The organism is Stenotrophomonas sp. YJH_SMC_36 (assembly GCF_059369935.1).
Window position 1 is genome coordinate 81,763 of the sequence record NZ_JCAFTD010000010.1, and the last position, 23,227, is coordinate 104,989.

The window sequence follows — 23,227 nt, forward strand, 5'->3', positions numbered from 1 at the left end:
TACGGTGTCGCGCGGAAGCTCTGGCTGCGGGGGAGTCCGCAGCGGAACATGCCGATAGAGGCCCCACATGGAAGGTCTGGCTCAGGTTGCAACCGCGTTGCCGGCCCGGTCGCTGGCGCTGTCTGCCAGCGCGGAGGAGTTGTCCTGGATCGCCACATTGTGCGATCCCGGCGATGATGCCCGGCGCCATCTGCAGGAGCTGCAGGTGCTCATGCAGCAGGGCGGCATCCTCAACGATGAGCAGGAGTGGTACCCGTTCGAGGTGATCGAACGCGGTGCCCGCCACCTGCACCCGGGGCACGAGCGTGAGTTCGTGATCTGCGTGCTGCTGTGGCTGCAGGCGCTGGCCCAGGACCGCATCAGCAGCCTGGACCCACGGCTGCACCTGGATGATCGCGCGATGGACATCGAGGCGCTGCCTGATGCGCTGCGCGATGCGGTGCTCGACGCGTTCACTGCGGCGGGGTACTGATCGGGATGCGCCGCTGCGCTCGCCGGGCGTGGCCCCGGCGCTACCGGGATCGACGGGCTCTGATACGCCGCTGCGCTCGCCGGGCGTGGCCCGGCGCTACCGGGATCGACGGGCTCTGATACGCCGCTGCGCTCGCCGGGCATGGCCCGGCGGAGGCACCGCAGACTTACAGCGCTTCCAGGCTGCAGCACGGCAGCGCAGGCAGGCCCTGACCCGCCACGGCCGCGGCCAGCTGCGCATCGGCACCGTCCACATCGATGCCCTGTCGTGCGTACCACGCCGGGTCGTAATAGCTCTGCGCGTAGCGCTCGCCACTGTCGCACAGGATGCTGACGATGCTGCCGTGGCGGCCGGCTTCGCGCATCCACTGCGCCGCCTGCAGCACACCGATGAAGTTGGTGCCGGTGGAGCCTCCCACGCGCCGACCGAGCTGCCGGCTGACGTGGCGCATGGCTGCCAGGCTCAATGCATCCGGCACCTTCACCATCGCATCGACGCTGGTTGGAATGAAGCTCGGCTCCACCCTCGGTCGGCCGATGCCTTCCACACGGGAGCCACCGCTGCAGGTCAGGTTACGCCACTGCTGCTCGCCCGCCACCGCCGCCTGGTAGCCCTCGAAGAACACCGAGATCTCCGGATCCGCGCAGAGGATGCGGGTGTCGTGCCGCCGGTAGCTGACGTAGCGGCCCAGCGTGGCCGCAGTGCCGCCGGTGCCTGGGCTGCACACGATCCACTCGGGTACCGGGCTGGGCTCTTCGGCCATCTGCTTGAAGATGGACTCGGCGATGTTGTTGTTGGCGCGCCAGTCGGTGGCCCGTTCGGCGTAGGTGAACTGGTCCATGAAGTGACCGCCGGTTTCGCGCGCCAGCCGTTCCGATTCGCAGTTGAGATCACAGGCGCGCTCGACCAGGTGGCAGCGGCCACCATGGAATTCGATGGCAGCGATCTTTTCCGGCGAGGTCGTGGCCGGAATCACCGCGATGAAGGGCAGCCCCAGCAGGCGTGCGAAATACGCTTCGGACACCGCGGTCGAGCCGCTCGACGCCTCGATCACCGGCCGCCCTTCGCGCAGCCAGCCGTTGGCCAGCGCGTACAGGAACAGCGAACGCGCCAAGCGGTGCTTGAGGCTGCCGGTGGGGTGGCTGGATTCATCCTTCAGGTAGACATCGATGCCTTCGAACCCGGGCAGCGCCATCGGGATCAGGTGGGTATCGGCGGACCGGTTGAAATCGGCTTCGATCTTGCGGATGGCGGCGGCCACCCATTCACGCTGCGACATGGCGGGCAATCGTTGTCAGGACGGAACGGTGCGATCCGGCCATTGTACGTCGCGGTGCCGTCAGGTGCTGGCCGGTAGAATGAGGCCATCCGGCCGGCAACGGCCCTGTCTGAAGGACTCCCCATGACCATTCCCGCCCTGCGCGATGTTCCCGGCGTCGCCGCCCAGGCCCCGGCCGAAACCACCGGCTTCGTGTTCAACCACACCATGCTGCGGGTCAAGGACATCACTGCCTCGCTGGACTTCTACACCCGCGTTCTCGGCTACCAGCTGATCGACAAGCGTGACTTCCCGGAGGCCCAGTTCAGCCTGTACTTCCTGGCTTACGTGCCGGCCGGCGCGCTGGTACCGGAAGACGACAGCCAGCGCCGCCGGTGGATGGCCGGCCTTCCGGGCGTGCTGGAACTGACCCACAACCACGGCACCGAGAACCAGGACGGCGCGGCCTACCACGACGGCAACAGCGACCCGCGCGGCTTCGGCCACATCTGCGTGTCGGTGCCGGACATCGAGGCCGCCTGCCAGCGCTTCGAGGCCCTCGGCGTCACCTTCCAGAAGCGCCTGACCGACGGCCGCATGAAGAACCTGGCCTTCATCAAGGACCCGGACGGCTACTGGGTCGAGATCATCGCCAACGCCTGACCCGGAAAGGGGCACAATTCCGGTAGCGCCGGGCCATGCCCGGCGCTACCGACTCCGTCCCCTTTTTTTGCGAGGTTCGTATGGAAACGATGGAACTGCACCGTGGTCGCCTGATCGACCACATCCAGCTGGTGGTGCGTGATCTGGCCGCCAGCCGCCGCTTCTACCAGGCGGTGTTCGACACCATCGGCATCCCGATCGCCGGCGAAGGCGATGACTACTTCTGGGCCGACGAGCTGTTCATTTCCAGCGCCAGCAGCGAGGCTGCGGCCGGCCAGTTGACCGGTCGCCACCACCTGGCCTTCCAGGCCCGCGATGCCGCCACCGTGGATGCCTTCCACACCGCCGCGATCGCCGCCGGCGGCACCGACAACGGCGCGCCGGGCGAGCGTCCCTACCATCCGGGCTACTACGGGGCGTTCGTGCTGGACCCGGATGGCAACAACATCGAGGTGGTCTACCACGGCCCGGCGAACTACAGCGCGGAATCGGTCAAGGTGACGTTCTAGGCCCTGGCTGCGATCGGAGCTACCCGGTGCCGACGCGGTGTCCGCTTGGATGCGCGCGGCGCCCTCAGATCCCCAATGCGCGCATATGCACACGGCCGGCCACCAGCTCCATCGAACTGGTGACCGCCAAGGGTGCCCACGCGGCCTGTCCGGCTCCCGCATAGATGCCGTGTTCGGACAGCAACGTCTGCACCACATCCATTGGATTGGAGACGCTCAGTGGTGAAGCAGCGCGCCGAAGGACCTCCGGCTCCCCAGGCCTTCTGACAGTGACGGCCGCGTCATCCAGTAGATTCCGCAGCGTGCGCCAGTCATAAAGCGCGATACCATCGTGGGTCACCTGCAGGTCAACATGCGCGATGTTGTGGACCAGCAGGAAACTGCTGTTGGCGGCGGTCACGCCCGACAACCCGCGTGACGCCCACAGGGGCTCCAGCCGGCCATCTTCCAGGCAGGCCTTGGCCCCTCGCAGCTGCCGCAGGCCATCGCTGAGATCCTTCTGCAGCGCCGCTACCACGCTGTCCAGATACCCCACCTCGCCCCTGGCGGCGTGCTTGGCCTGAATGAAGTAGTGATGCTGCAACAGCGAGTCGTGAAGGATGTATTCCACATCCAGATCGGCTGGCGGATCCTTCAATACATGGTGCTTCTGGATTCCCTCGTGGACGGAATAGCGCTGCGGCTGGATCAGCTGGCGTTCCAGGCGGCTTCGGATGTAGTTCCGTTCGAATCCATCACCGCCGATCAGCCTGCGCAGCAGCTCGGTCTCACCGGTCGACTGCGCGAACTGCACCAGCACACAGCGCAGCGCCTTGTCCCAGCCACCGGCCAGCATGTAGCCCGTCGGCCCCGGCACCACCATCCAATCGGTTCTCAATCCTTTTGACTGCCACGCCAGGATGGTCTGCAGGACATCATCCAGGTCCGCTTCGCGCAGCTGTGCTCGTCCAATGAACATCTCTCCTGCTCCATGGCGGGAAAGCATGAAAACGACCAGACGAGCAGCGTCATGGGCAAAGGCCATGCTTCTGTGCGAGGTGGCATCCGATTCCAGAAACGCCCAGGTAACGGTCAGTGCCCGGTCCAGTACCGCATGGGTCAGCAACTCATCCAGTTGCGTGGAACGACCTGCGGCCTGAGCGGAGCACTCGGCAATACGGACCATCAACGCCATCTCGCTGTTGCTGTCCAGCCACCGCGCGAACCAGACCTGCTTCAGCAGACCCAGGCTATGGTCATCGCCGGGTTCAAGCAGCAGCGATCCGTCACTCTGCCGGGAGGCGCACGCCAATCCGGAAAGCACCAGCGCAAGCGCCTCGCTCAGCAGCATGACCTGCAGGGTCTGGCATACAACGTCGTCCTGCGATGGATCGCCCGCTCCGCACTGGGCAAGCTCCAACAGGTCGGAGAGGCGCTCCAGCTGGATCTGCGCCGATGCCTGCGCACATTGCGGGAACGGCTCGGCGCCGCCCTGCCCGTGCCGCACGCTGGTCGCGATGCGCTCTACACAGGCACCGGCAGGCAGGATGATGGAGAGCTGATCCTGCAACTTCGCATGCAGTGCCGGCAACAGCGGCAATACGGCAGCCCGCTGCGCGTCGTACCAGCGCGCAAGCTCACACAGGGCGTCGTAGTCCGGGCGTGTTTCAAGCAACCGGCGCAGATACTTTTCAATGCTGTCCACCGCGCGGAACTCCAGCGGCCGCTTCAGCAGGCTGTGCAGCGGGCCCAGTAATTCCCTTCTCGCATTCTGGAACATTCCATTTCCTCTCGCTGTCTGCAACGTGCACGTTCACGCCTGATCAGACTAGCCGAATCAAAGCGCGCACAGGAGAACGGCCAGGTGCATCCGCACCCGGCCGTTGTTCTGCTACCAGCGAGGCTTCTGTTGCAGCGTCAATGCGCGGCCATGTAGATGTCCTGCAGCACGGCCTTTTCCAGCTCCAGCTCGCCCAGCAGATTCTTCACGATGTCGCCCAGGCTGAGGATGCCGACCAGGCGCGTGCCATCGGTGACCATCAGATGACGGCGCCGCGAGTACGTCATCAACGACATGGCCTGCTTCAGGGTGGCCTCCGGTGCGATGCCTTCCAGTCCCGTGGACGGCAGGGTGGAAATCACCCGGCGGCCGGCCTGCGGGCCATCGTCAGCCAGGGTACGCACGATGTCTTTCTCGGAGATGATGCCGACCGGCGCATCATCCTTCATCACCACCAGGGCAGCGATCCTGTTCGCGCTCATCTTGTGGGCGGCGGCACCGATGGTGTCTTCCGCATCGATGGTGATGACAGCTTCTTTCTTGGATTGCAGGAGTTCGCGGACGTTCATTCTTGTTTCCTGGTGCAGGTCACTGAAGTCAAAAAAGTGTGCTCTTCCGATACGCCCCCTCCCCGGGAACAGACCTTTCAGCGCACGTCTGGCGCACCGGCTGCGCGCTCCTGGACCGGACCGGCAGACCACGTGCTGCAACGCCAACGAGGCGGGTCCGGCAGCGCAACCCGTATCTCGGTCGGATCGATTCTACGACTGCCGACCACGGCCACTACCGGCACCGATGGGACAGTTCGTCGTGGGAACCCACCGACGATCCAGAGAATGGCACCGCCGCTGAAACCGAGGCTGAACACCGGCGGCTCCGCGCACTCAAGATTGATCTTCCGCGGCCGGGCACGGACAGAACGGCCCTGCGCCGTCCCACTTCGGGTGGGCCGGCGAAAGGCGCAGCCTCCCGCCGGCCACCGGGGTTACTTCGAGCAACGCCCGTTCTGGGCCATCTTCAGCTGCATCACCTGGCTGCGGCCTTCCGCTTCCGGAACAACGGTCAGCTTCGCGCCGCCAACGAACACGCCCATCTTGATCGACTGCTGGATGAAGTAGTTGCGACCGGCTTCGGTAAACAGCTTGAGGTCGTTGGGCGAGAACTCCGACTCGGTGGAGATCACATGTTCCTGGTCACCGGCAACCTGGGTATAGAAGAACACCTTGTCGGCGGTTTCGCCCAGGCACTGCCCATCGATCAGCACGTCCTTCTTCAGTGCCTTGCCGACGAAACTGTTGCGGAACACATACACCCCGGACTTGCCGTCCTGCGGTGCCGGGAAGGTCTTGGCCGTGTCCACCACGCTCTTCTCGGTCATCGGAACGCTCGCGCAACCGGACAGCGCACTGATTGCCACCGCCAACGCGACTCCATGCAGCTTTTTCATCTACAGCCCCTGTAATGCGCGCCATCGCGCGCGGAATGGACATGGCCAGGCACACCCTTTGCGGGTGTGCACTGCCAATAGTGAAATGAAGCTCCGGCATCACTGTGCAGGGCATGGATCGTCGCATGGCCGCCTGCACAGGCGTCCTCCGTGATGCGCGGGTTCGGACGCAGAGAATGCCATGCCGGCATGAAAAAAGGGCGGCCCATCGGGCCGCCCTCGTCGGTACTGCCAGCAGATCGGCCAAGCCTTACTCCACCGTCACGCTCTTGGCCAGGTTGCGTGGCTTGTCCACGTCGGTGCCACGCGCCAGTGCGGTGTGGTAGGCCAGCAGCTGCACCGGAATGGTATGCACCACCGGACTGAGCACGCCCGCGTGGCGCGGCGTACGGATCACATGCACGCCTTCGCTTTCGGAGAAGTTGCTGTCCTGGTCGGCGAACACGAACAGCTCGCCTCCCCGCGCGCGGACTTCCTGCATGTTGGACTTCACCTTCTCCAGCAGGCTGTCGTTGGGGGCGATCACCACCACCGGCATGTCCTCGTCCACCAGCGCCAGCGGACCGTGCTTGAGCTCGCCCGCCGGATACGCCTCGGCATGGATATAGGAGATCTCCTTGAGCTTGAGCGAACCTTCCAGTGCGATCGGATAGTGCAGTCCACGGCCCAGGAACAGCGCGTTGGATTTGCGCGCGAAGCGCTCGGCCCAGGCCGCGATCTGCGGCTCCAGGTTCAACGCGTGCTGCACGCTGCCCGGCAGGAAGCGCAGCTGCTCCAGATAGTCGGCTTCCTGTGCGGTATCGACGCGCCCATGCAGCTTGCCCAGCACCACGGTCAGCTGGAACAGCGCGGCCAGCTGGGTAGTGAACGCCTTGGTCGAAGCCACGCCGATCTCGGCCCCGGCACGGGTATAGCAGACCAGTTCACTGGCGCGTGGAATCGCGCTTTCCGGCACGTTGCAGATCGACAGCGTGTGCTGGTGGCCGAGCGACTTGGCGTACTTCAGCGCCTCCATCGTGTCCAGCGTTTCGCCGGACTGGGAGATCGTCACCACCAGGTGCTTCGGGTTCGCATACGCCGCGCGGTAGCGGTACTCGCTGGCGATCTCCACGCTGCACGGCAGGCCGGCGATGGACTCGATCCAGTAGCGCGCGGTCAGGCCGGCGTAGTAGCTGGTGCCACACGCCAGGATCTGCACGCCTTCGATGCCCGCCAGCACCGCCTCGGCATTCCTGCCGAACAGCTCGGCCGGGAAGCCACCGGCGTCGATCGCCGCCTCGATGGTGTCACCCAGCGCGCGCGGCTGCTCGTGGATTTCCTTCTGCATGAAATGGCGGTAAGGGCCGAGTTCCAGCGAGGCCAGCGACACGTCGGACAGGTGCACCTCGCGCTGTACCGGCTGATCGTGCTCATCGAAGATGCGCACGCCCTCGCGGCGCACCTCGGCCGTGTCGCCCTCCTCCAGGAAGATCACCTTGCGGGTGGCCGAGATCACCGCCGAGACATCGGAGGCAACGAAATTCTCGCCCTCGCCCAGGCCGACCAGCAGCGGGCAGCCCATGCGTGCGCAGACGAAGCGCTCCGGCTCGGCACGGCTGACCACGGCCAGTGCATAGGCGCCGGTGAGTTCCTTCACGGTGCGCTGCAGCGCCACCAGCAGATCGTCACCGCTCTGCAGATGATGATGGATCAGGTGGGCGATCACTTCGGTGTCGGTCTGCGACTCGAAGGTGTAGCCCAGCGCGCGCAGCCGCTCGCGCTGTTCTTCATGGTTCTCGATGATGCCGTTGTGGACCAGGGCCACGCCCTGGCTGATGTGCGGATGCGCATTGGCCTCGGTGACGCCGCCATGGGTGGCCCAACGCGTATGGCCGATACCCAGCTGCGCATTGAACCCCTCGGCGGCGGCGGCAGCGGCCATCTCGGCGACCCGGCCGGTGCGGCGGACGCGGTGCACGTCAGGGCGATCGGTCGCGTCGATCACCGCGATGCCTGAAGAATCGTAGCCGCGGTACTCCAGTCGCTTCAGACCTTCGATCAGCACCGGCACCACGTCGCGATCAGCGATCGCTCCCACGATTCCACACATGTCACGCATTTCCTTGAAGACGGTCGCGGCATTCTAGCGTGCGTGTCCGGTTTCCCCCTCCTGTCCGCTTAATGAATGTGTCCGCACAGGTGTCCGCGGACACCCGGACACCGCCACTCGAATTGCAACTTATTGATAGGAAAGGAAATAAAGTTGGCACGCAACGTGCTTGGTATGGATCACCACCGTCAGGCACGAACCCGATGATCCGCGACACTTCCGCCCAGGACCAGATCGTTTCCTCCACCCCGGCCCGCCCAACCGCCGCCGCCTGGCATCGCTACCGTTGGCCGGCACTGGGCAGCATCGCCCTGCTCGCCGGCATCGGCTGGGCCGTGTACGCCTGGGCAAACGCCAGCCGCTCGTTCGACAGCAGCCGGGTGCGCATCGCCGAAGTGCAACGTGGCGACCTGGTGCGTGACATCGCTGCCGACGGCCGTGTGATCGCCGCCAACAGCCCGGTGCTGTATGCGATCTCCGCCGGTACCGTGGACCTGAAGGTCGTGGCCGGCGACGTGGTCAAGAAGGGACAGGAGCTGGCGATCATCGACAGCCCGGAACTGCGCAGCAAGCTGGCCCAGGAACAGGCCACCCTGGCTGGCCTGGAAGCCGAGGCCAGCCGCGCCGCGCTGGACGCAACGCTGGCCCGCGCCAAGTCGCGCAAGGAAACCGATCAGGCCACCATCGAGCGCCAGGCTGCCGATCGCGACCTGCAACGCTACCAGCGCGGCTTCGACGGCGGTGCCGTGCCGCAGATCGACCTGGCCAAGGCCCAGGACAGCCTGAAGAAGGCCGACATCAGCCTTGCCAACGCCACCACCGATGCCCGCCTGCAGAGCCAGGGCGCCGACCTGGATGCACGCAACAAGCGGTTGCTGGCCGATCGCCAGAAGGCGGTGGTGGCCGAAGTGCAGCGCCAGGTCGATGCGCTGACCCTGCGCGCGCCGTTCGATGGCCAGGTGGGCCAGGTACAGGCCACCCAGTCCACCAACCTGGCGGCCAATGCGCCGGTGCTGGGCGTGGTGGACCTGTCCAAGTTCGAAGTCGAGATCAAGGTTCCGGAAAGCTTCGCTCGTGATCTGGCCATCGGCATGCCCGCACAGCTCACCGGCGGCAACGGCCAGCCGCTCCCGGGCGAGATCAGCGCGGTGTCGCCGGAAGTGGTGAACGGCGAGGTCAATGCCCGCGTGCGCTTCGCCGACAAGCAGCCCGAAGGCCTGCGCCAGAGCCAGCGCATGTCGGTCCGGGTGCTGCTGGATACCCGCAAGAACGTGCTGAAGGTCGAGCGCGGCCCGTTCGTCGAACAGGGCAACGGCGTGGCCTACGTGATGGATGGCCGCACAGCGGTGCGCCGTCCGGTGGAACTGGGCGTCAGCAGCCTGGGCGAAGTGGAAATCAAGTCGGGTGTGCAGCCGGGCGACCGTATCGTGGTCTCCGGCAGCGACCTGTTCAAGGACGCCGAACGCGTCTCCGTCAACTGATACATCCTGGAGAGAGGACACCCCATGTACATGCTCGAAATGCGTTCGGTCGCCAAGGTCTTCCGCACTGAACAGGTGGAAACCCATGCACTGCGCTCGCTGGAACTGCAGGTCAAGGAGGGCGAGTTCGTCGCCGTCACCGGTCCCTCCGGCTCCGGCAAGACCACCTTCCTCAACATCGCCGGCCTGCTGGAGACCTTCACCAGCGGCACCTACCTGCTTGATGGCGAGGATGTCAGCCAGCTCGGTGATGATGCGCGCAGCCGCCTGCGCAACCAGAAGATCGGCTTCATCTTCCAGGGCTTCAACCTGATTCCGGACCTGAACCTGTTCGACAACGTCGACGTGCCGCTTCGCTACCGCAAGATGAGTGCCGGTGAGCGCCGTGAGCGCATCGAGAAGGCGCTGACCCAGGTCGGCCTGGGCTCACGCATGAAGCACTACCCGAACGAACTGTCCGGCGGCCAGCAGCAGCGCGCGGCGATTGCCCGTGCCCTCGCCGGCAGCCCGCGCCTGCTGCTGGCCGACGAACCGACCGGCAACCTGGATACGCAGATGGCACGTGGCGTGATGGAGCTGCTGGAGGAAATCAACGCGGCCGGCACCACCATCGTCATGGTCACCCATGATCCGGAACTGGCCGCGCGTGCGCAGCGCAACGTGCACATCGTCGATGGCCAGGTCACCGACCTGGTGCGCGAGCCGGTGCTGGCCACCCCGCGCCGCATCGTCGCCGTCAACGAGTGAGGGCATGCCCATGTTCGCCTACTACGCTCGACTGGCGGTACGCAGCTTCCGCCGCAACAAGGTACTGACCTCGCTGATGGTGGTGGCCATCGCACTGGGCATCGGTGCCTCGATGACCACTCTGACCGTGTTCCATGTCCTGTCCGGCGATCCGATTCCGGAGAAGAGCGACCGCCTGTTCTACGCGCAGCTCGATCCGCGGCCGCGCTCCGGCTACCTGACGGACGAGGAGCCGGAAGGCCAGATGACGCGGTTCGACGCCGAAGCCCTGCTGCGCGAGAAGCGCGCCGTGCACCAGGCGATGATGAGTGGCGGCAGTGCCATCGTCGAGCCGGAGGGCAGCACCCTCAAGCCGTTCTCGGTGGATACGCGCTGGACCTCGGCGGACTTCTTCCCGATGTTCAACGTGCCGATGCAGTACGGCCGCGCCTGGTCTGCCAGCGACGACGATGCACACAGCCGCGTGGTGGTGCTGTCCAAGGCCATCAATGAAAAGCTGTTCCAGGGCGCCAACAGCGTGGGCCGCGAGATCCGCGTGAACAGCCAGTCGCTGCGCGTGATCGGCGTGATGAAGGAATGGAATCCCGAACCGCAGTTCTTCGACCTGACCACCGGTTCCTACGGCAAGGACGAGGACCTGCTGGTGCCGTTCTCCACTGCCATGGATCTGGATTTCGGCAACAACGGCAACATGAACTGCTTCCGCGACGGCGGCCCGGGCGGCGACAGCCACTCGCTCAGTGCGGCCTGCACCTGGATCCAGTACTGGGTCGAGCTGGAGCCGGGCAAGGTCGATGACTACCGCCGCTATCTGGTGAACTACTCCGACCAGCAGCGCGCTGCAGGCCGCTTCGAGCGTCCCGCCAACGTGCGTGTGCGCAGCGTCATGGAGTGGCTGGACTTCAACGGTGCGGTGCCCAGCGACGTGCGCCTGCAGATGTGGCTGGCGCTGGGCTTCCTGGGCGTGTGCCTGGTCAATACGGTCGGTCTGCTGCTGGCCAAGTTCCTGCGCCGCAGCGGTGAGATCGGCGTGCGGCGTGCGCTGGGTGCCAGCCGTGGGCAGATCTTCCTGCAGTGCCTGGTCGAAGCCGGTGCCATCGGTGTGGTCGGCGGTGTGCTCGGCATCGGCCTGGCCCTGATCGGTCTGGCCGCAGTGCGCAGGCAGCCGGTGGAGTACGCCCAGCTGGCCCATCTGGACGGCAGCATGCTGCTGCTCGCCCTCGGCCTGACCCTGCTGGCCAGCCTGGCCGCCGGATTCCTTCCGGCCTGGCGTGCCATGCAGGTCACCCCCGCCATCCAGCTCAAGTCGCAGTAAGCACAAGGACACTGCCATGGATATCCGCCCCATCCTCAGCACGCTGCGCCGGCACAAGACCGCCGCTGCCCTGATCGTGCTGGAAATCGCGCTGACCTGCGCCATCGTCTGCAACGCGTTGTTCCTGGTCAGCCAGCGCGTGGAGAAGATCACCCAGCCCAGCGGCCTGGCCGAGAACGAACTGGTGATCGTCCGTACCAGTGGCATCGGTACCCAGACCAATGCCATGGCGCGTACCCAGGAAGACCTGGCCGCGCTGCGCGCCGTTCCCGGTGCGACCAGCGTGACCAAGGTCAACCAGCTGCCGTTCCGCCCCAGCTCGTCCAATACCAGCATCTCGCGCGAGCGCGACCAGGAACGGCCGACGACCTCGGCGACGCTGTACATGTTCAACGAAGGTGCGTTGTCCACCTTGGGCCTGCAGCTGGTGGCCGGCCGTGACTTCCTGCCCGGCGAGTACATCGACTTCGAGGACGCACGCAAGTCGGCCAGCACCACGCCGGACAAGGCATCGGCGGTGATCCTCAACCAGGCCGTGGCCGAGAAGATGTTCCCGGGCCAGAACCCGCTGGGCAAGACCTTCTACATGGGTCGGCAGGCGCTGCACGTGGTGGGCGTGGTTGCCCACCTCGCGCCGCCGACGGACTGGAACAACAACACCACCCTGTCGATGATCCTGCCGGTGCGCACCGACTTCGCCAGCGGCGGCCCGTACATGCTGCGCACCACGCCCGAACGCCGCGATGAAGTGCTGAAGGGTGCCCTGGCGGCTCTGGAACGCAACGATCCCAACCGCCTGGTGCGCGAGAAGCTCAGCTATGAGGACCAGCGCAACGACTACTTCAAGAACGACCGGGCGATGGTCGGGCTGCTGGTCACCGTATGCATCGCCCTGCTGGTGGTGACGGCGCTGGGCATCGTCGGCCTGGCCAGCTTCTGGGTGCAGCAGCGCAGCAAGCAGATCGGCATCCGCCGTGCCCTCGGTGCCACCCGCGGCCAGGTGCTGCGCTACTTCCAGACCGAGAACTTCCTGCTGGCCTCGCTGGGCATCGTGCTGGGCATGCTGGCGGCCTACGCCATCAATCTGTGGTTGATGAACATGTACGAGCTGCCTCGCATGCCGCTGCTGTACCTGCCGCTGGGTGCGGTGCTGCTGTGGGCACTGGGCCAGATCGCCGTGTTCGGCCCTGCGCGCCGGGCGGCCGCCGTGCCTCCGGCCGTCGCCACGCGGGGGGCCTGACATGCGCGCACCTTTCCTGGCGATGATGCTGATGCTGCCGCTGCCGGCCCTTGCCGGCAGCAGCAACCAGCAGACCATGAGCTGGCAGGACGACGGCGCCCATGTGGCGCTGGCGTCCTCGGGCGGCCACGTGCGGGTCGATGCGGCGCATCCGGAGGCGCGCTTCGGCGTGCGCCGTGGCGACCGCATCCTGCGCGTGGACGATACCGCCGTGCAGCAGGTCGACCAGCTGACAGCCGCGATGCAGGCCACCGACGCATCCAGCGTACGGCTGCTGCTGCAGCGCGATGGAAAGACGCTGACCGTGCCGGTGTCCCTGGCTGGCTGGCGGCCCCTGCTGTCACCGCCCACCGCACCACCACCGCCGCCGGCTCCGCCGCCGCCACGACGGTGATCCGGCACCGGCTGCAGGGCGGCAGCTTTTAGCTATGCTTGATGGGTGGCGCCGGCTCCTGCCGGCGCCCTGGAACCTACAGCTCTCTCCGGCGCTGCCCATCCCTTTTTCCAGAACCGGTCCATGCCCGCGATCCTCATCATCGACGACAACGCCAGCGTGGGCACCGCGCTGGACGTGCTGTTCTCCCTGCACGACATCGACACGCTGCAGGCACAGAGCCCGGCCGAAGGCCTGGCCCTGCTCGAATCGCAGCCGGTGGACCTGGTGATCCAGGACATGAACTTCAGCGAGGACACCACCTCCGGCGAGGAAGGCGAAGCCCTGTTCGCGCAGATCCGCGCACGCCACCCCGACCTGCCGGTGATCCTGCTGACCGCCTGGACCCATCTGAGCAGCGCGGTGGACCTGGTCAAGGCCGGCGCGGCCGATTACCTGGCCAAGCCCTGGGACGACCGCAAGCTGCTGACCACGGTCAACAACCTGCTGGAACTGTCCGAGGCACGTCGCGAACTGGACCGTCGGCGCGAACGCGAGCAGCGTCAGCGCACCGCGCTGGAACAGAAGTACGACCTCAGTGGTGCCGTCTTCGCCGATCCTGCCAGTGAACGCGTGATCGCCCTGGCCTGCCAGGTCGCACGCTCCGAACTGCCGGTCCTGATCACCGGACCCAATGGCGCCGGCAAGGAGAAGATCGCGCAGATCATCCAGGCCAATTCGCTGGTGGCAAAGGGACCGTTCGTCACGGTCAACTGTGGTGCGCTGCCGTCCGAGCTGATCGAAGCCGAGCTGTTCGGCGCCGAGGCAGGTGCCTACACCGGTGCCAACAAGGCGCGCGAAGGCAAGTTCGAGGCGGCCGATGGAGGCACCCTGTTCCTGGATGAGATCGGCAACCTGTCGCTGGGCGGGCAGATGAAGCTGCTGCGCGTGCTGGAGACCGGTCGCTTCGAACGGCTGGGCTCCAACCGCGAACGCCAGGTCAAGGTACGCGTGGTCAGCGCCACCAATGCCGACCTGCCGGCGATGATCCGCGACGGCACGTTCCGCGAGGACCTGTACTACCGCCTCAACACCGTGGAGCTGGTGCTGCCGCCGCTGGCCGAGCGGCCCGGCGACATCCTGCCGCTGGCCGAGCGCTTCCTGGCGGACGGCAAGCCGTTGTCCAGCGCCGCCGCGGCCGCGCTGCAACGGCACCCATGGCCGGGCAACGTGCGCGAACTGCGCAACGTGATCCAGCGCGCCGAGCTGCTGGCCACCGGCAACCGCATCGAAGTGACCGATCTCAACCTGCCACGCGCTCCGGCTGCGCCACGCCCGGCGCCGAGCGCCGGCAACGATCCGGACCGCACGCGCATCGAGGAGGTACTGGCGCGCAATCATGGGGTCATCGCGCAGGCGGCCGCCGAACTCGGTCTCAGCCGCCAGGCACTGTACCGGCGCATGGACCGCCACGGCATTCCGCGCGAATGAAGCGACGCTCGTTCACCTTCCGCCTGTTCCTGCGCCTGCTGCCGGTGCTGGCGCTGGCTGCCGCGCTGCCCTGGCTGCTGGCCTACTGGCTCGACCACGGCTGGGCGGTGGCCATCGTATCCACGGTGATCCTGCTTGCCCTGATGTGGTGGGCGCTGCGCCGCGCCAGCGCACCGGTCCGCTCGCTGATGCGTGCGTTGTCCGGCACGACCAGCAGCTACCGCGATGGCGAGTACAACTTCGGCGTTCACTGGGAAGGCAACGACGAACTGGGTGACCTGGTGAAGGCACATCGCGAGCTGGGCGACGTGCTGCGCGAGCAGCGCCAGGGTCTGGTGCAACGCGAACTGCTGCTGGACACGATGGTGCAGAACACGCCCGTGGCGATGCTGCTGATCGCATCAGGCGGTGATGGCATCGCCCGTGTGGTGTTCTCCAACCTGGCTGCGCGCAAGCTGCTGCATGGTGGCTGGAAGCTGGAGGGCCAGCGCCTGGAGGAGGTGCTGGAGCAGGTGCCGGTGGAACTGCGCGACGCCATCGCCCGCGGCGGCGACAGCCTGTTCGCGGTGCAGGCCGAAGGCGAGGACGGCGACGAGGATGACGAGCAGGTCTACCACCTGTCGCGGCGCGCGTTCCATCTCAATGGACGGCCCCATGATCTGCTGCTGGTGCGTCTGCTCACCGCCGAGCTGCGCAGGCAGGAAGTCCAGACCTGGAAGAAGGTGATCCGGGTGATCAGCCACGAGCTGAACAATTCGCTGGCACCGATTGCCTCGCTGGCGCATTCCGGAGGGGAACTGGTCAAGCGTGAGCGGTTCGACCGCCTGCCGGAGATCTTCACCACCATCGAAGATCGCGCCCGCCACCTGGAGGGGTTCATCCGCGGATACGCACGCTTCGCCAAGCTGCCACAGCCCCAGCTGCAGACCGTGCACTGGGCCCCGTTCCTGTCCAGCCTGCGCCAGCAGATTCCGTTCGGCATGGAGCAGGAGCCGGACGAGGAGATGAGCAGCCGCATCGATATCGCGCAGTTCGGGCAGGCGCTGCTGAACCTGCTGAAGAACGCGCACGAAGCCTGCGCGGAAGCCGATCCGCCCAACGATGACGTGCAGGTGCAGTTGACCCGCCTGCCCCAGTGGCTGCGTCTGGATGTGCTTGATCGCGGCAAAGGCATGAACGAGCAGGTACTGCAGAATGCGTTGATGCCGTTCTATTCGACCAAGCGCAACGGTACCGGGCTGGGACTGGCGCTGACCCGGGAGATCGTGGAGGCGCACGGTGGACGGGTGTCGCTGCAGAACCGCAGTGAGGGTGGGTTGTGTGTCTCGATCCTGCTGCCGGCGGGGTGAGGTGACGCACGGGTGATCGGAAGCAGGAGCGGCCGCTCCGCTCGCCGGGCATGACCCGGCGCTGCCCGACATCATTGGCGAAGGCACCCCGGAACGACCTTCAGCCCTCCATCGAAGACAGGACACGCCGCATCGCCACCCGTAGATGCATCGGAAACCCCAATGCGGCTTCCTCCGCCATCACGGCCTGCAGCCCGTCACCCCATTCCTCCTGCGCAAGCCCCACGAATCCCTCGCCGGCATAGAACGGCGCATTCCACGGCACGTCTGCCAGCGTCGTCAGCACCGCAGAGCGATAGCCCTGGGTCCTGGCCATTGCCAACGCGTGCCGCAGCAAAGCACGACCATGGCCACGACGCGCATGCGCCGGGTCCACATCCATCTGCAGCACATGGAATTCGCCGCACAGCCCGCCTGCCAGCAGGTAACCGGCGATGCCGCCGCCGTCGGCGTCATCCACCACCCACAGCTGCCCACGCCGGAGGCCGTCCCGCAGCGCCTGCAGATCCAGGCCGTGGCCGGCGAACACCGGATAGGCTTCGTGGCCCTTCAGCAGTTCGCCGGCACGCTGTTCGATCGCCGGCAGCACGCCGAGCTCGTCGGCATGCGGAACCCGTGGCTCAGGATTTCTTGACCGGCCGCTTCCAGCCATCGATGGTTTCCTGCCGTGCGCGTGCCAGCGTCAGCTTGCCGTCCGGCGCGGTGCGGGTGATGACCGAACCGGCGGCGATGGTGGCGCCCTCGCCGATCAGCACCGGCGCCACCAGCGAGCTGTTGGAACCGATGAAGGCATTGTCGCCGATGGTCGTGGTCGACTTGTTCACGCCGTCGTAGTTGCAGGTGATGGTGCCGGCGCCGATGTTCACCTTGCTGCCGATCACCGCATCGCCCAGATAGGTCAGGTGGTTGGCCTTGCTGCCCACGCCGAGGGTCACTTTCTTGGTCTCCACGAAGTTGCCTACGTGGACGCCATCGGCGAGCACCGTGCCCGGGCGCAGCCGGGCGAACGGACCGACGGATGCGGCACCTTCGGTGACCACCCCTTCCAGGTCGCAGTGCGCGCGCACTTCGGTGCCCGGCCCGAGCGTCACGTCCTTGAGTCGATTGAACGGGCCGATGGTCACGCCATCTCCCAGCACCACCTTGCCCTCGAGAATGACATCGACATCGATGAGCACATCGCTGCCGACCGTCACGCTGCCGCGGATATCCAGCCGTGACGGGTCCAGCACGCGCGCGCCCTGCGCGCACAGCGCACGTACTGCGCGGCGCTGCCACGCGCGCTCGAGCTGCGCCAGCTGCCAGGGATCGTTCGCCCCTTCTGCTTCCTGCACATCGGCCACCAGAGCCATCTCGGCCGGGGTGAACTCACGGGCTGCAAAGGCAAATACGTCGGTCAGGTAGTACTCGCCCTGCGCGTTGCTGTTGGACAGCTGCGAGAGCCACCGGCGCAGCGCGGTCGATTCGGCGGTGATGATGCCGGTATTGATCGTGCGCACGCGCAGCTGGTCATCGCTGGCGTCCTTCTGTTCGACGATGGCGCCGACCCGTCCCTCGGCGTCGCGCAGCACGCGGCCATAACCGGTCGGGTCATCGACATCGGCCACAAGCACGGCCAGCCGGCCCGGCTGCGCCAGCAGGTCGCGCAGCGTCTGCGCGCGGATCAACGGCACATCGCCGTACAGCACCAGCACCTGCGCGGCGTCGGGCACCTGCGGCATCGCCTGCGCGACCGCGTGGCCGGTCCCCAGCTGCTGTGCCTGCTCGGCCCATTGCAGGTCGGTCTGGTCGGCGAAGTGGCGCCGCACTGCCTCGCCACCATGGCCATACACCACGTGGATCGCAGCGGGGTCCAGCTCGCGGGCGGCAGCGATGACATGCGCGAGCATCGGCTGCCCGGCGATCGGCTGCAGCACCTTCGGCAGCACCGACTTCATGCGCTTGCCGGCACCTGCGGCCAGGATGATCACGTGCAGGGGTTGGGTCATGGGGGGAATCCGTGGTTCGATGACACCGATTCTAGAGCGTGGCCCGTTAACATGGATGCCCCTCCTTCTTCAGCATGCCGATGAGCCTCATCCGCCAGGGAAGCACCTACCTCGTCATCGGGCTCGTGCAGCTGCTGGTCGACTGGGTGGTCTTCGTGGCGGCCACCGCACTGGGGTTGCCGGTTGCACCGGCCAACGTCACGGGCCGGCTGGCGGGGATGCTGCTGGGCTTCTGGCTCAACGGTCGCTACACGTTCGCCGAGCCGGGCACGCACAAGCTGGGCTGGAAGCGCTTTGCGCGCTTCTGCGCGCTGTGGCTGCTGCTGACGGCGGCCAGCACGCTGCTGGTCAGCCTGGTCGACCAGGCTCTGGGCCTGCGCTACGCGTGGCTGGCCAAGCCGCTGGTCGAGGGCGGACTGGCGGCGGTGTCGTTCCTGCTGATGCGCCACGTGGTCTACCGCTGACCGGCGGTGATGGCGCACAAACAAAAACGCCGGCACGAGGCCGGCGTTCCTGTGGGTGTGGCGAGCCTCAGTGCTTGAGGTTCTTGCGCAGGCGCTCCAGCGCCTGCAACTGGACCACGGCTTCGGCCAGCTTCTGCTGCGCTTCGGCCACTTCCATGGCTTCACCACGGTTGGCCAGGATGCGCTCGGCTTCTTCCTTGGCCTTGCGGACCGAGGCTTCGTCGATGTCCTGCGCGCGGATCGCGGTGTCGGCCAGCACGGTCACCACCTGCGGCTGAACCTCCAGGATGCCGCCGGAAATGGCGAAATCCAGCTGCTCGCCGTTCGGCGTGGTCACCACCACCTTGCCCGGCTTCAGGCGGGTGATCAGCGGTGCGTGCTTGGGCGCGATGCCCAGTTCGCCCAGCTCACCGGTGGCCACGACCAGGGTCGCTTCGCCACGGAAGATTTCCTGCTCGGCGCTGACGATGTCGCAACGGATCGTGCTCATGCAAATCTCTTCGCTGTTCGCGGTGGCGCGATGCCACCGTGGAGGTCCACCGGCCCGGGCGGCTGCCCGGCGCCGGCGTCAGGTCGGGCAGGATCGCTCCCGCCCCTCCCGGATCAGGCCTTCTCGGCCATCTTCTTGGCCTTCTCGACCGCTTCTTCGATGCCGCCGACCATGTAGAACGCCTGCTCCGGCAGGTGGTCGTACTCGCCATCGACGATGGCCTTGAAGCCACGGATGGTGTCCTTCAGCGGCACGTACTTGCCCGGCGAACCGGTGAACACTTCGGCCACGTGGAACGGCTGGCTGAAGAAGCGCTCGATCTTGCGGGCGCGCGACACGGCCTGCTTGTCTTCTTCGGACAGTTCGTCCATGCCCAGGATGGCGATGATGTCCTTCAGTTCCTTGTACTTCTGCAGGGTCTGCTGGACGCGCTGGGCGGTGTCGTAGTGCTCGTGGCCGATGACCAGCGGGTCCATCTGGCGGCTGGTGGAGTCCAGCGGATCGACGGCCGGGTAGATACCCAGCGAGGCGATCGAACGCGACAGGGTCACGGTCGAGTCCAGGTGGGCGAAGGTGGTCGCCGGCGACGGGTCGGTCAGGTCGTCCGCGGGAACGTAGACGGCCTGGATCGAGGTGATCGAACCGTTCTTGGTCGAGGTGATGCGCTCCTGCAGGACGCCCATTTCCTCGGCCAGGGTCGGCTGGTAACCCACGGCGGACGGCATACGACCCAGCAGTGCCGACACTTCGGTACCGGCCAGGGTGTAGCGGTAGATGTTGTCGACGAACAGCAGCACGTCCTTGCCCTTGCCGTTCTCGTCCTTCTCGTCGCGGAAGTACTCGGCCATGGTCAGGCCGGTCAGCGCGACGCGCAGGCGGTTGCCCGGCGGCTCGTTCATCTGGCCGTACACCATCGCCACCTTGTCGAGGACGTTGGAGTCCTTCATTTCGTGGTAGAAGTCGTTGCCCTCACGGGTACGCTCACCCACGCCGGCGAACACGGACAGACCGCTGTGCGCCTTGGCGATGTTGTTGATCAGTTCCATCATGTTGACGGTCTTGCCGACGCCGGCGCCGCCGAACAGGCCGACCTTGCCGCCCTTGGCGAACGGGCACATCAGGTCGATGACCTTGATGCCGGTTTCCAGCAGCTCGGTGGCCGGGGACTGGTCTTCGTACGACGGTGCCGCACGGTGGATTTCCCAGTTGTCGCTGGCAGCGACCGGGCCGGCTTCGTCGATCGGACGGCCCAGCACGTCCATGATGCGGCCCAGGGTGCCGGCGCCGACCGGCACCGAGATGCCACGACCGGTGTTGGTGGCGACCAGGTTGCGCTTCAGGCCATCGGTGGAACCGAGGGCGATGGTACGCACCACGCCGTCGCCCAGCTGCTGCTGGACTTCAAGGGTGATTTCGGTGTTGTCGACCTTCAGTGCGTCGTACACCTTCGGCACCGACTCACGCGGGAATTCGACGTCGACGACCGCGCCGATGATCTGAACGATCTTGCCCTGACTCATTGCTGCATCCTCTAAATGTGTGCTTTGAACGAACGCGGTCAGACTGCTGCCGCGCCGCCGACGATTTCGGAGATTTCCTGGGTGATCGCTGCCTGGCGCGCCTTGTTGTAGACGAGCTGCAGCGTACCGATCAGCTTGTTGGCGTTGTCGCTCGCCGCCTTCATCGCGACCATGCGTGCGGCATGTTCGGAGGCGACGTTTTCCAGCAATGCCTGGTACACCAGCGACTCGATGTAACGCGTCATCACGTGCTCGAGCACGGTCGCGGCATCGGGTTCGTACAGGTAATCCCAGTCGTGGTGCGCGACCTGCTTCTCGGCCGCCGGCAGCGGCAGCAGCTGATCGAAGCTGGCCTTCTGCGTCATGGTGTTCACGAAGCGGTTGTAGACCAGGTACACGCGGTCGACCTTGCCTTCAGTGAAGGCGTCGAGCATGACCTTGATCACACCGATCAGCGATTCCAGCTTCGGCACGTCGCCGATGTGGGTCACGCTGCCGACCATGTTGACCTTGACGCGGCGGAAGAAGGTCGATGCCTTCTGGCCGATGGTCACCAGATCCACTTCCGCACCCTTGTCCTGCCATGCCTTGGCTTCGCCCAGCATCTTGCGGAACAGGTTGTTGTTCAGGCCGCCGGCCAGGCCGCGATCGGAGGAGATCACGATGAAACCGACCCGCTTGACCTGCTCGCGCTCGACCAGGAACGGATGCTGGTAATCGGTGCTGGCCTGCGCCAGGTGGCCGATCACCTGCTTCATCGCCTGCGCGTACGGACGCGAGGTCTTCATCCGATCCTGCGCCTTGCGGATCTTGGAGGCCGAGACCATCTCCAGGGCGCGCGTCACCTTGCGGGTGTTCTGCACGCTCTTGATCTTGGTTTTGATTTCGCGTCCGCTTGCCATCTCTTGTTTCCCGTGGCGCGGGGCTGATGCCCCGCGTTGTTCAACGGTGGAACGGGGCCAGGCCCCGTTCCCCATGCGCTGTTACCAGCTGCCGGTGGTCTTGAAGTCGGCGATGCCCTTCTTGAAGGCACCTTCGATATCGTTGTCCCAGCCGCCGGTGGCGTTGACCTTGTTGATCAGCTCGCCCTGGGTGTTGGCGAAGTGGGCGTGCAGGCCCTCTTCGAACGCCAGCAGCTTGTTGACCGGCACGTCGTCGAGGTAACCCTCGTTGACGGCGTAGATCGACAGCGCCTGGTTGGCGATCGACATCGGCGCGTACTGCTTCTGCTTCATCAGCTCGGTGACGCGCTGGCCACGTTCCAGCTGCTTGCGGGTGGCTTCGTCCAGATCCGAAGCAAACTGCGCGAACGCAGCCAGCTCACGGTACTGGGCCAGCGAGATGCGGATGCCGCCCGACAGCTTCTTGATGATCTTGGTCTGCGCCGAACCACCGACGCGCGACACCGAGATACCGGCGTTCACGGCCGGGCGGATGCCGGCGTTGAACAGGTCGGTTTCCAGGAAGATCTGGCCGTCGGTGATCGAGATCACGTTGGTCGGAACGAAGGCGGACACGTCGCCGGCCTGGGTTTCGATGATCGGCAGCGCGGTCAGCGAACCGGTCTTGCCGGTGACCTTGCCCTCGGTGAACTTCTCGACGTACTCCTCGGACACGCGGGCAGCGCGTTCCAGCAGGCGCGAGTGCAGGTAGAACACGTCGCCCGGGTAGGCTTCACGGCCCGGCGGGCGCTTCAGCAGCAGCGAGATCTGGCGGTAGGCAACGGCCTGCTTGGACAGATCGTCGTACACGATCAGCGCGTCTTCGCCGCGGTCCATGAAGTACTCGCCCATGGTGCAGCCCGAGTAGGCGCTGATGTACTGCATCGCAGCCGATTCGGACGCGGTGGCGGCCACGACGATGGTGTGGGCCAGGGCGCCGTTCTCTTCCAGCTTGCGCACGATGTTGGCGATGGTCGATGCCTTCTGGCCGATCGCAACGTACACGCACTTGATGCCGGTGCCCTTCTGGTTGATCACCGCATCGATCGCCATGGCGGTCTTGCCGGTCTGGCGGTCACCGATGATCAGCTCGCGCTGGCCACGGCCGATCGGGATCATCGAGTCGACCGACTTGTAACCGGTCTGCACCGGCTGGTCGACCGACTTGCGCCAGATCACGCCCGGAGCAACACGCTCCACCGGAGCGGTCACGTCGGTGCCCAGCGGGCCCTTGCCGTCGATCGGCTCGCCGAGCGCGTTGACGACGCGGCCCAGCAGTTCCGGACCGACCGGCACTTCCAGGATGCGGCCGGTGGTCTTGGCGACGTCGCCTTCGCGCAGGTGCTCGTAGTCACCCAGGACCACGGCGCCGACCGAGTCGCGCTCCAGGTTCAGGGCCAGGGCGAAGGTGTTGTTCGGCAGTTCGATCATTTCGCCCTGCATCACGTCGGCCAGACCGAAGATGCGCACGATGCCGTCGGACACGCTGGTCACGGTGCCTTCGTTGCGCGATTCCGCGGCCAGCTTGACCTTCTCGATGCGGTTCTTGATCAGTTCGCTGATTTCGGAGGGGTTGAGCGTGGTTGCCATCGTCAAGTCCTAGTGCCGGCAGCGGGGCCGGACGTTAAATG

General features: G+C 66.0%; 22 protein-coding genes. 11 read left to right on the plus strand and 11 right to left on the minus strand.

Annotated features, from left to right (window positions below):
• Positions 1-67: 67 nt before the first annotated feature.
• Positions 68-472 (plus strand): hypothetical protein, encoded by a 405-nt coding sequence (locus tag AC5P76_RS17875; RefSeq protein ID WP_065175187.1) that lies wholly within the window; start codon positions 68-70, stop codon positions 470-472.
• Positions 473-638: 166 nt separating this feature from the next.
• Here the strand turns inward: AC5P76_RS17875 and AC5P76_RS17880 are convergent, their stop codons facing one another.
• Complete coding sequence (locus AC5P76_RS17880; RefSeq protein ID WP_253120138.1) at positions 639-1,751, minus strand: PLP-dependent cysteine synthase family protein; 1,113 nt, start codon at positions 1,749-1,751, stop codon at positions 639-641.
• 123 nt (positions 1,752-1,874) lie between these two features.
• Here AC5P76_RS17880 and gloA point away from each other — a divergent pair, with 123 nt between their 5' ends.
• Both gloA and AC5P76_RS17890 read left to right on the plus strand, forming a co-directional pair.
• Positions 1,875-2,393, plus strand: coding sequence for a lactoylglutathione lyase (gene gloA / locus AC5P76_RS17885; RefSeq protein ID WP_065175189.1), 519 nt, complete (start codon positions 1,875-1,877; stop codon positions 2,391-2,393).
• Between the two features lie 80 nt (positions 2,394-2,473).
• Positions 2,474-2,902 carry a VOC family protein gene (locus AC5P76_RS17890; protein ID WP_065175190.1) on the plus strand — a complete coding sequence of 143 codons (429 nt, stop codon included), beginning with the start codon at positions 2,474-2,476 and terminating at the stop codon, positions 2,900-2,902.
• Between the two features lie 64 nt (positions 2,903-2,966).
• Here the strand turns inward: AC5P76_RS17890 and AC5P76_RS17895 are convergent, their stop codons facing one another.
• The 4 genes from AC5P76_RS17895 to glmS all read right to left on the minus strand — a co-directional run bounded on the left by AC5P76_RS17895 (position 2,967) and on the right by glmS (position 8,197).
• The gene (locus AC5P76_RS17895) at positions 2,967-4,661 is read right to left on the minus strand and encodes a hypothetical protein (RefSeq protein WP_253120362.1); all 1,695 of its coding nucleotides are present in this window, start codon (positions 4,659-4,661) and stop codon (positions 2,967-2,969) included.
• A 137-nt stretch (positions 4,662-4,798) separates the two neighbouring features.
• Positions 4,799-5,230, minus strand: a complete 432-nt coding sequence (locus AC5P76_RS17900) for a CBS domain-containing protein (RefSeq protein ID WP_053518718.1) — start codon at positions 5,228-5,230, stop codon at positions 4,799-4,801.
• A 416-nt stretch (positions 5,231-5,646) separates the two neighbouring features.
• Positions 5,647-6,108, minus strand: a complete 462-nt coding sequence (locus AC5P76_RS17905; RefSeq protein ID WP_053518720.1) for a DUF2846 domain-containing protein — start codon at positions 6,106-6,108, stop codon at positions 5,647-5,649.
• Positions 6,109-6,358: 250 nt separating this feature from the next.
• Positions 6,359-8,197 (minus strand): glutamine--fructose-6-phosphate transaminase (isomerizing), encoded by a 1,839-nt coding sequence (gene glmS / locus AC5P76_RS17910; protein WP_253120364.1) that lies wholly within the window; start codon positions 8,195-8,197, stop codon positions 6,359-6,361.
• Positions 8,198-8,400: 203 nt separating this feature from the next.
• Between glmS and AC5P76_RS17915 the strand changes: the two genes are divergently transcribed.
• The 7 genes from AC5P76_RS17915 to AC5P76_RS17945 all read left to right on the plus strand — a co-directional run bounded on the left by AC5P76_RS17915 (position 8,401) and on the right by AC5P76_RS17945 (position 16,193).
• Positions 8,401-9,678 (plus strand): efflux RND transporter periplasmic adaptor subunit, encoded by a 1,278-nt coding sequence (locus AC5P76_RS17915; RefSeq protein WP_253120366.1) that lies wholly within the window; start codon positions 8,401-8,403, stop codon positions 9,676-9,678.
• 24 nt (positions 9,679-9,702) lie between these two features.
• Positions 9,703-10,425: an ABC transporter ATP-binding protein gene (locus tag AC5P76_RS17920; RefSeq protein WP_053518723.1), complete on the plus strand. Its 723-nt coding sequence runs from the start codon at positions 9,703-9,705 to the stop codon at positions 10,423-10,425.
• 10 nt (positions 10,426-10,435) lie between these two features.
• Positions 10,436-11,740 carry an ABC transporter permease gene (locus tag AC5P76_RS17925; protein WP_253120387.1) on the plus strand — a complete coding sequence of 435 codons (1,305 nt, stop codon included), beginning with the start codon at positions 10,436-10,438 and terminating at the stop codon, positions 11,738-11,740.
• A 16-nt stretch (positions 11,741-11,756) separates the two neighbouring features.
• The gene (locus AC5P76_RS17930; protein WP_053518725.1) at positions 11,757-12,980 is read left to right on the plus strand and encodes an ABC transporter permease; all 1,224 of its coding nucleotides are present in this window, start codon (positions 11,757-11,759) and stop codon (positions 12,978-12,980) included.
• Position 12,981: 1 nt separating this feature from the next.
• Positions 12,982-13,374, plus strand: coding sequence for a PDZ domain-containing protein (locus AC5P76_RS17935; RefSeq protein WP_180876814.1), 393 nt, complete (start codon positions 12,982-12,984; stop codon positions 13,372-13,374).
• A gap of 123 nt (positions 13,375-13,497) precedes the next feature.
• On the plus strand, positions 13,498-14,844 hold the full coding sequence (locus tag AC5P76_RS17940; RefSeq protein WP_253120368.1) for a sigma-54-dependent transcriptional regulator: 1,347 nt from the start codon (positions 13,498-13,500) through the stop codon (positions 14,842-14,844).
• On the plus strand, positions 14,841-16,193 hold the full coding sequence (locus AC5P76_RS17945; RefSeq protein ID WP_253120370.1) for a sensor histidine kinase: 1,353 nt from the start codon (positions 14,841-14,843) through the stop codon (positions 16,191-16,193). Before AC5P76_RS17940 ends, AC5P76_RS17945 begins: the two co-directional genes overlap by 4 nt.
• A gap of 100 nt (positions 16,194-16,293) precedes the next feature.
• Here the strand turns inward: AC5P76_RS17945 and AC5P76_RS17950 are convergent, their stop codons facing one another.
• Together AC5P76_RS17950 and glmU are read right to left on the minus strand one after the other, a co-directional pair.
• Complete coding sequence (locus AC5P76_RS17950; RefSeq protein WP_253120372.1) at positions 16,294-16,845, minus strand: GNAT family N-acetyltransferase; 552 nt, start codon at positions 16,843-16,845, stop codon at positions 16,294-16,296.
• Positions 16,814-18,181 (minus strand): bifunctional UDP-N-acetylglucosamine diphosphorylase/glucosamine-1-phosphate N-acetyltransferase GlmU, encoded by a 1,368-nt coding sequence (gene glmU, locus AC5P76_RS17955; protein WP_065175197.1) that lies wholly within the window; start codon positions 18,179-18,181, stop codon positions 16,814-16,816. The genes AC5P76_RS17950 and glmU overlap by 32 nt, the downstream gene beginning before the upstream one ends.
• Positions 18,182-18,261: 80 nt before the next feature.
• On the opposite strand from glmU, the gene AC5P76_RS17960 reads away from it, so the two are divergent.
• Entirely contained in the window at positions 18,262-18,645 is a 384-nt protein-coding gene (locus AC5P76_RS17960) for a GtrA family protein (protein WP_053518733.1), read from the plus strand.
• A gap of 67 nt (positions 18,646-18,712) precedes the next feature.
• Here the strand turns inward: AC5P76_RS17960 and AC5P76_RS17965 are convergent, their stop codons facing one another.
• The 4 genes from AC5P76_RS17965 to atpA form a co-directional block, all read right to left on the minus strand.
• Entirely contained in the window at positions 18,713-19,135 is a 423-nt protein-coding gene (locus AC5P76_RS17965) for a F0F1 ATP synthase subunit epsilon (protein WP_005419509.1), read from the minus strand.
• A gap of 113 nt (positions 19,136-19,248) precedes the next feature.
• Positions 19,249-20,655 (minus strand): F0F1 ATP synthase subunit beta, encoded by a 1,407-nt coding sequence (gene atpD / locus AC5P76_RS17970; protein ID WP_049429233.1) that lies wholly within the window; start codon positions 20,653-20,655, stop codon positions 19,249-19,251.
• Between the two features lie 38 nt (positions 20,656-20,693).
• Positions 20,694-21,557 (minus strand): F0F1 ATP synthase subunit gamma, encoded by an 864-nt coding sequence (atpG, locus tag AC5P76_RS17975; protein WP_053518734.1) that lies wholly within the window; start codon positions 21,555-21,557, stop codon positions 20,694-20,696.
• Positions 21,558-21,638: 81 nt separating this feature from the next.
• Positions 21,639-23,186, minus strand: a complete 1,548-nt coding sequence (gene atpA / locus AC5P76_RS17980) for a F0F1 ATP synthase subunit alpha (RefSeq protein WP_053518735.1) — start codon at positions 23,184-23,186, stop codon at positions 21,639-21,641.
• Between the last annotated feature and the right edge of the window lie 41 nt (positions 23,187-23,227).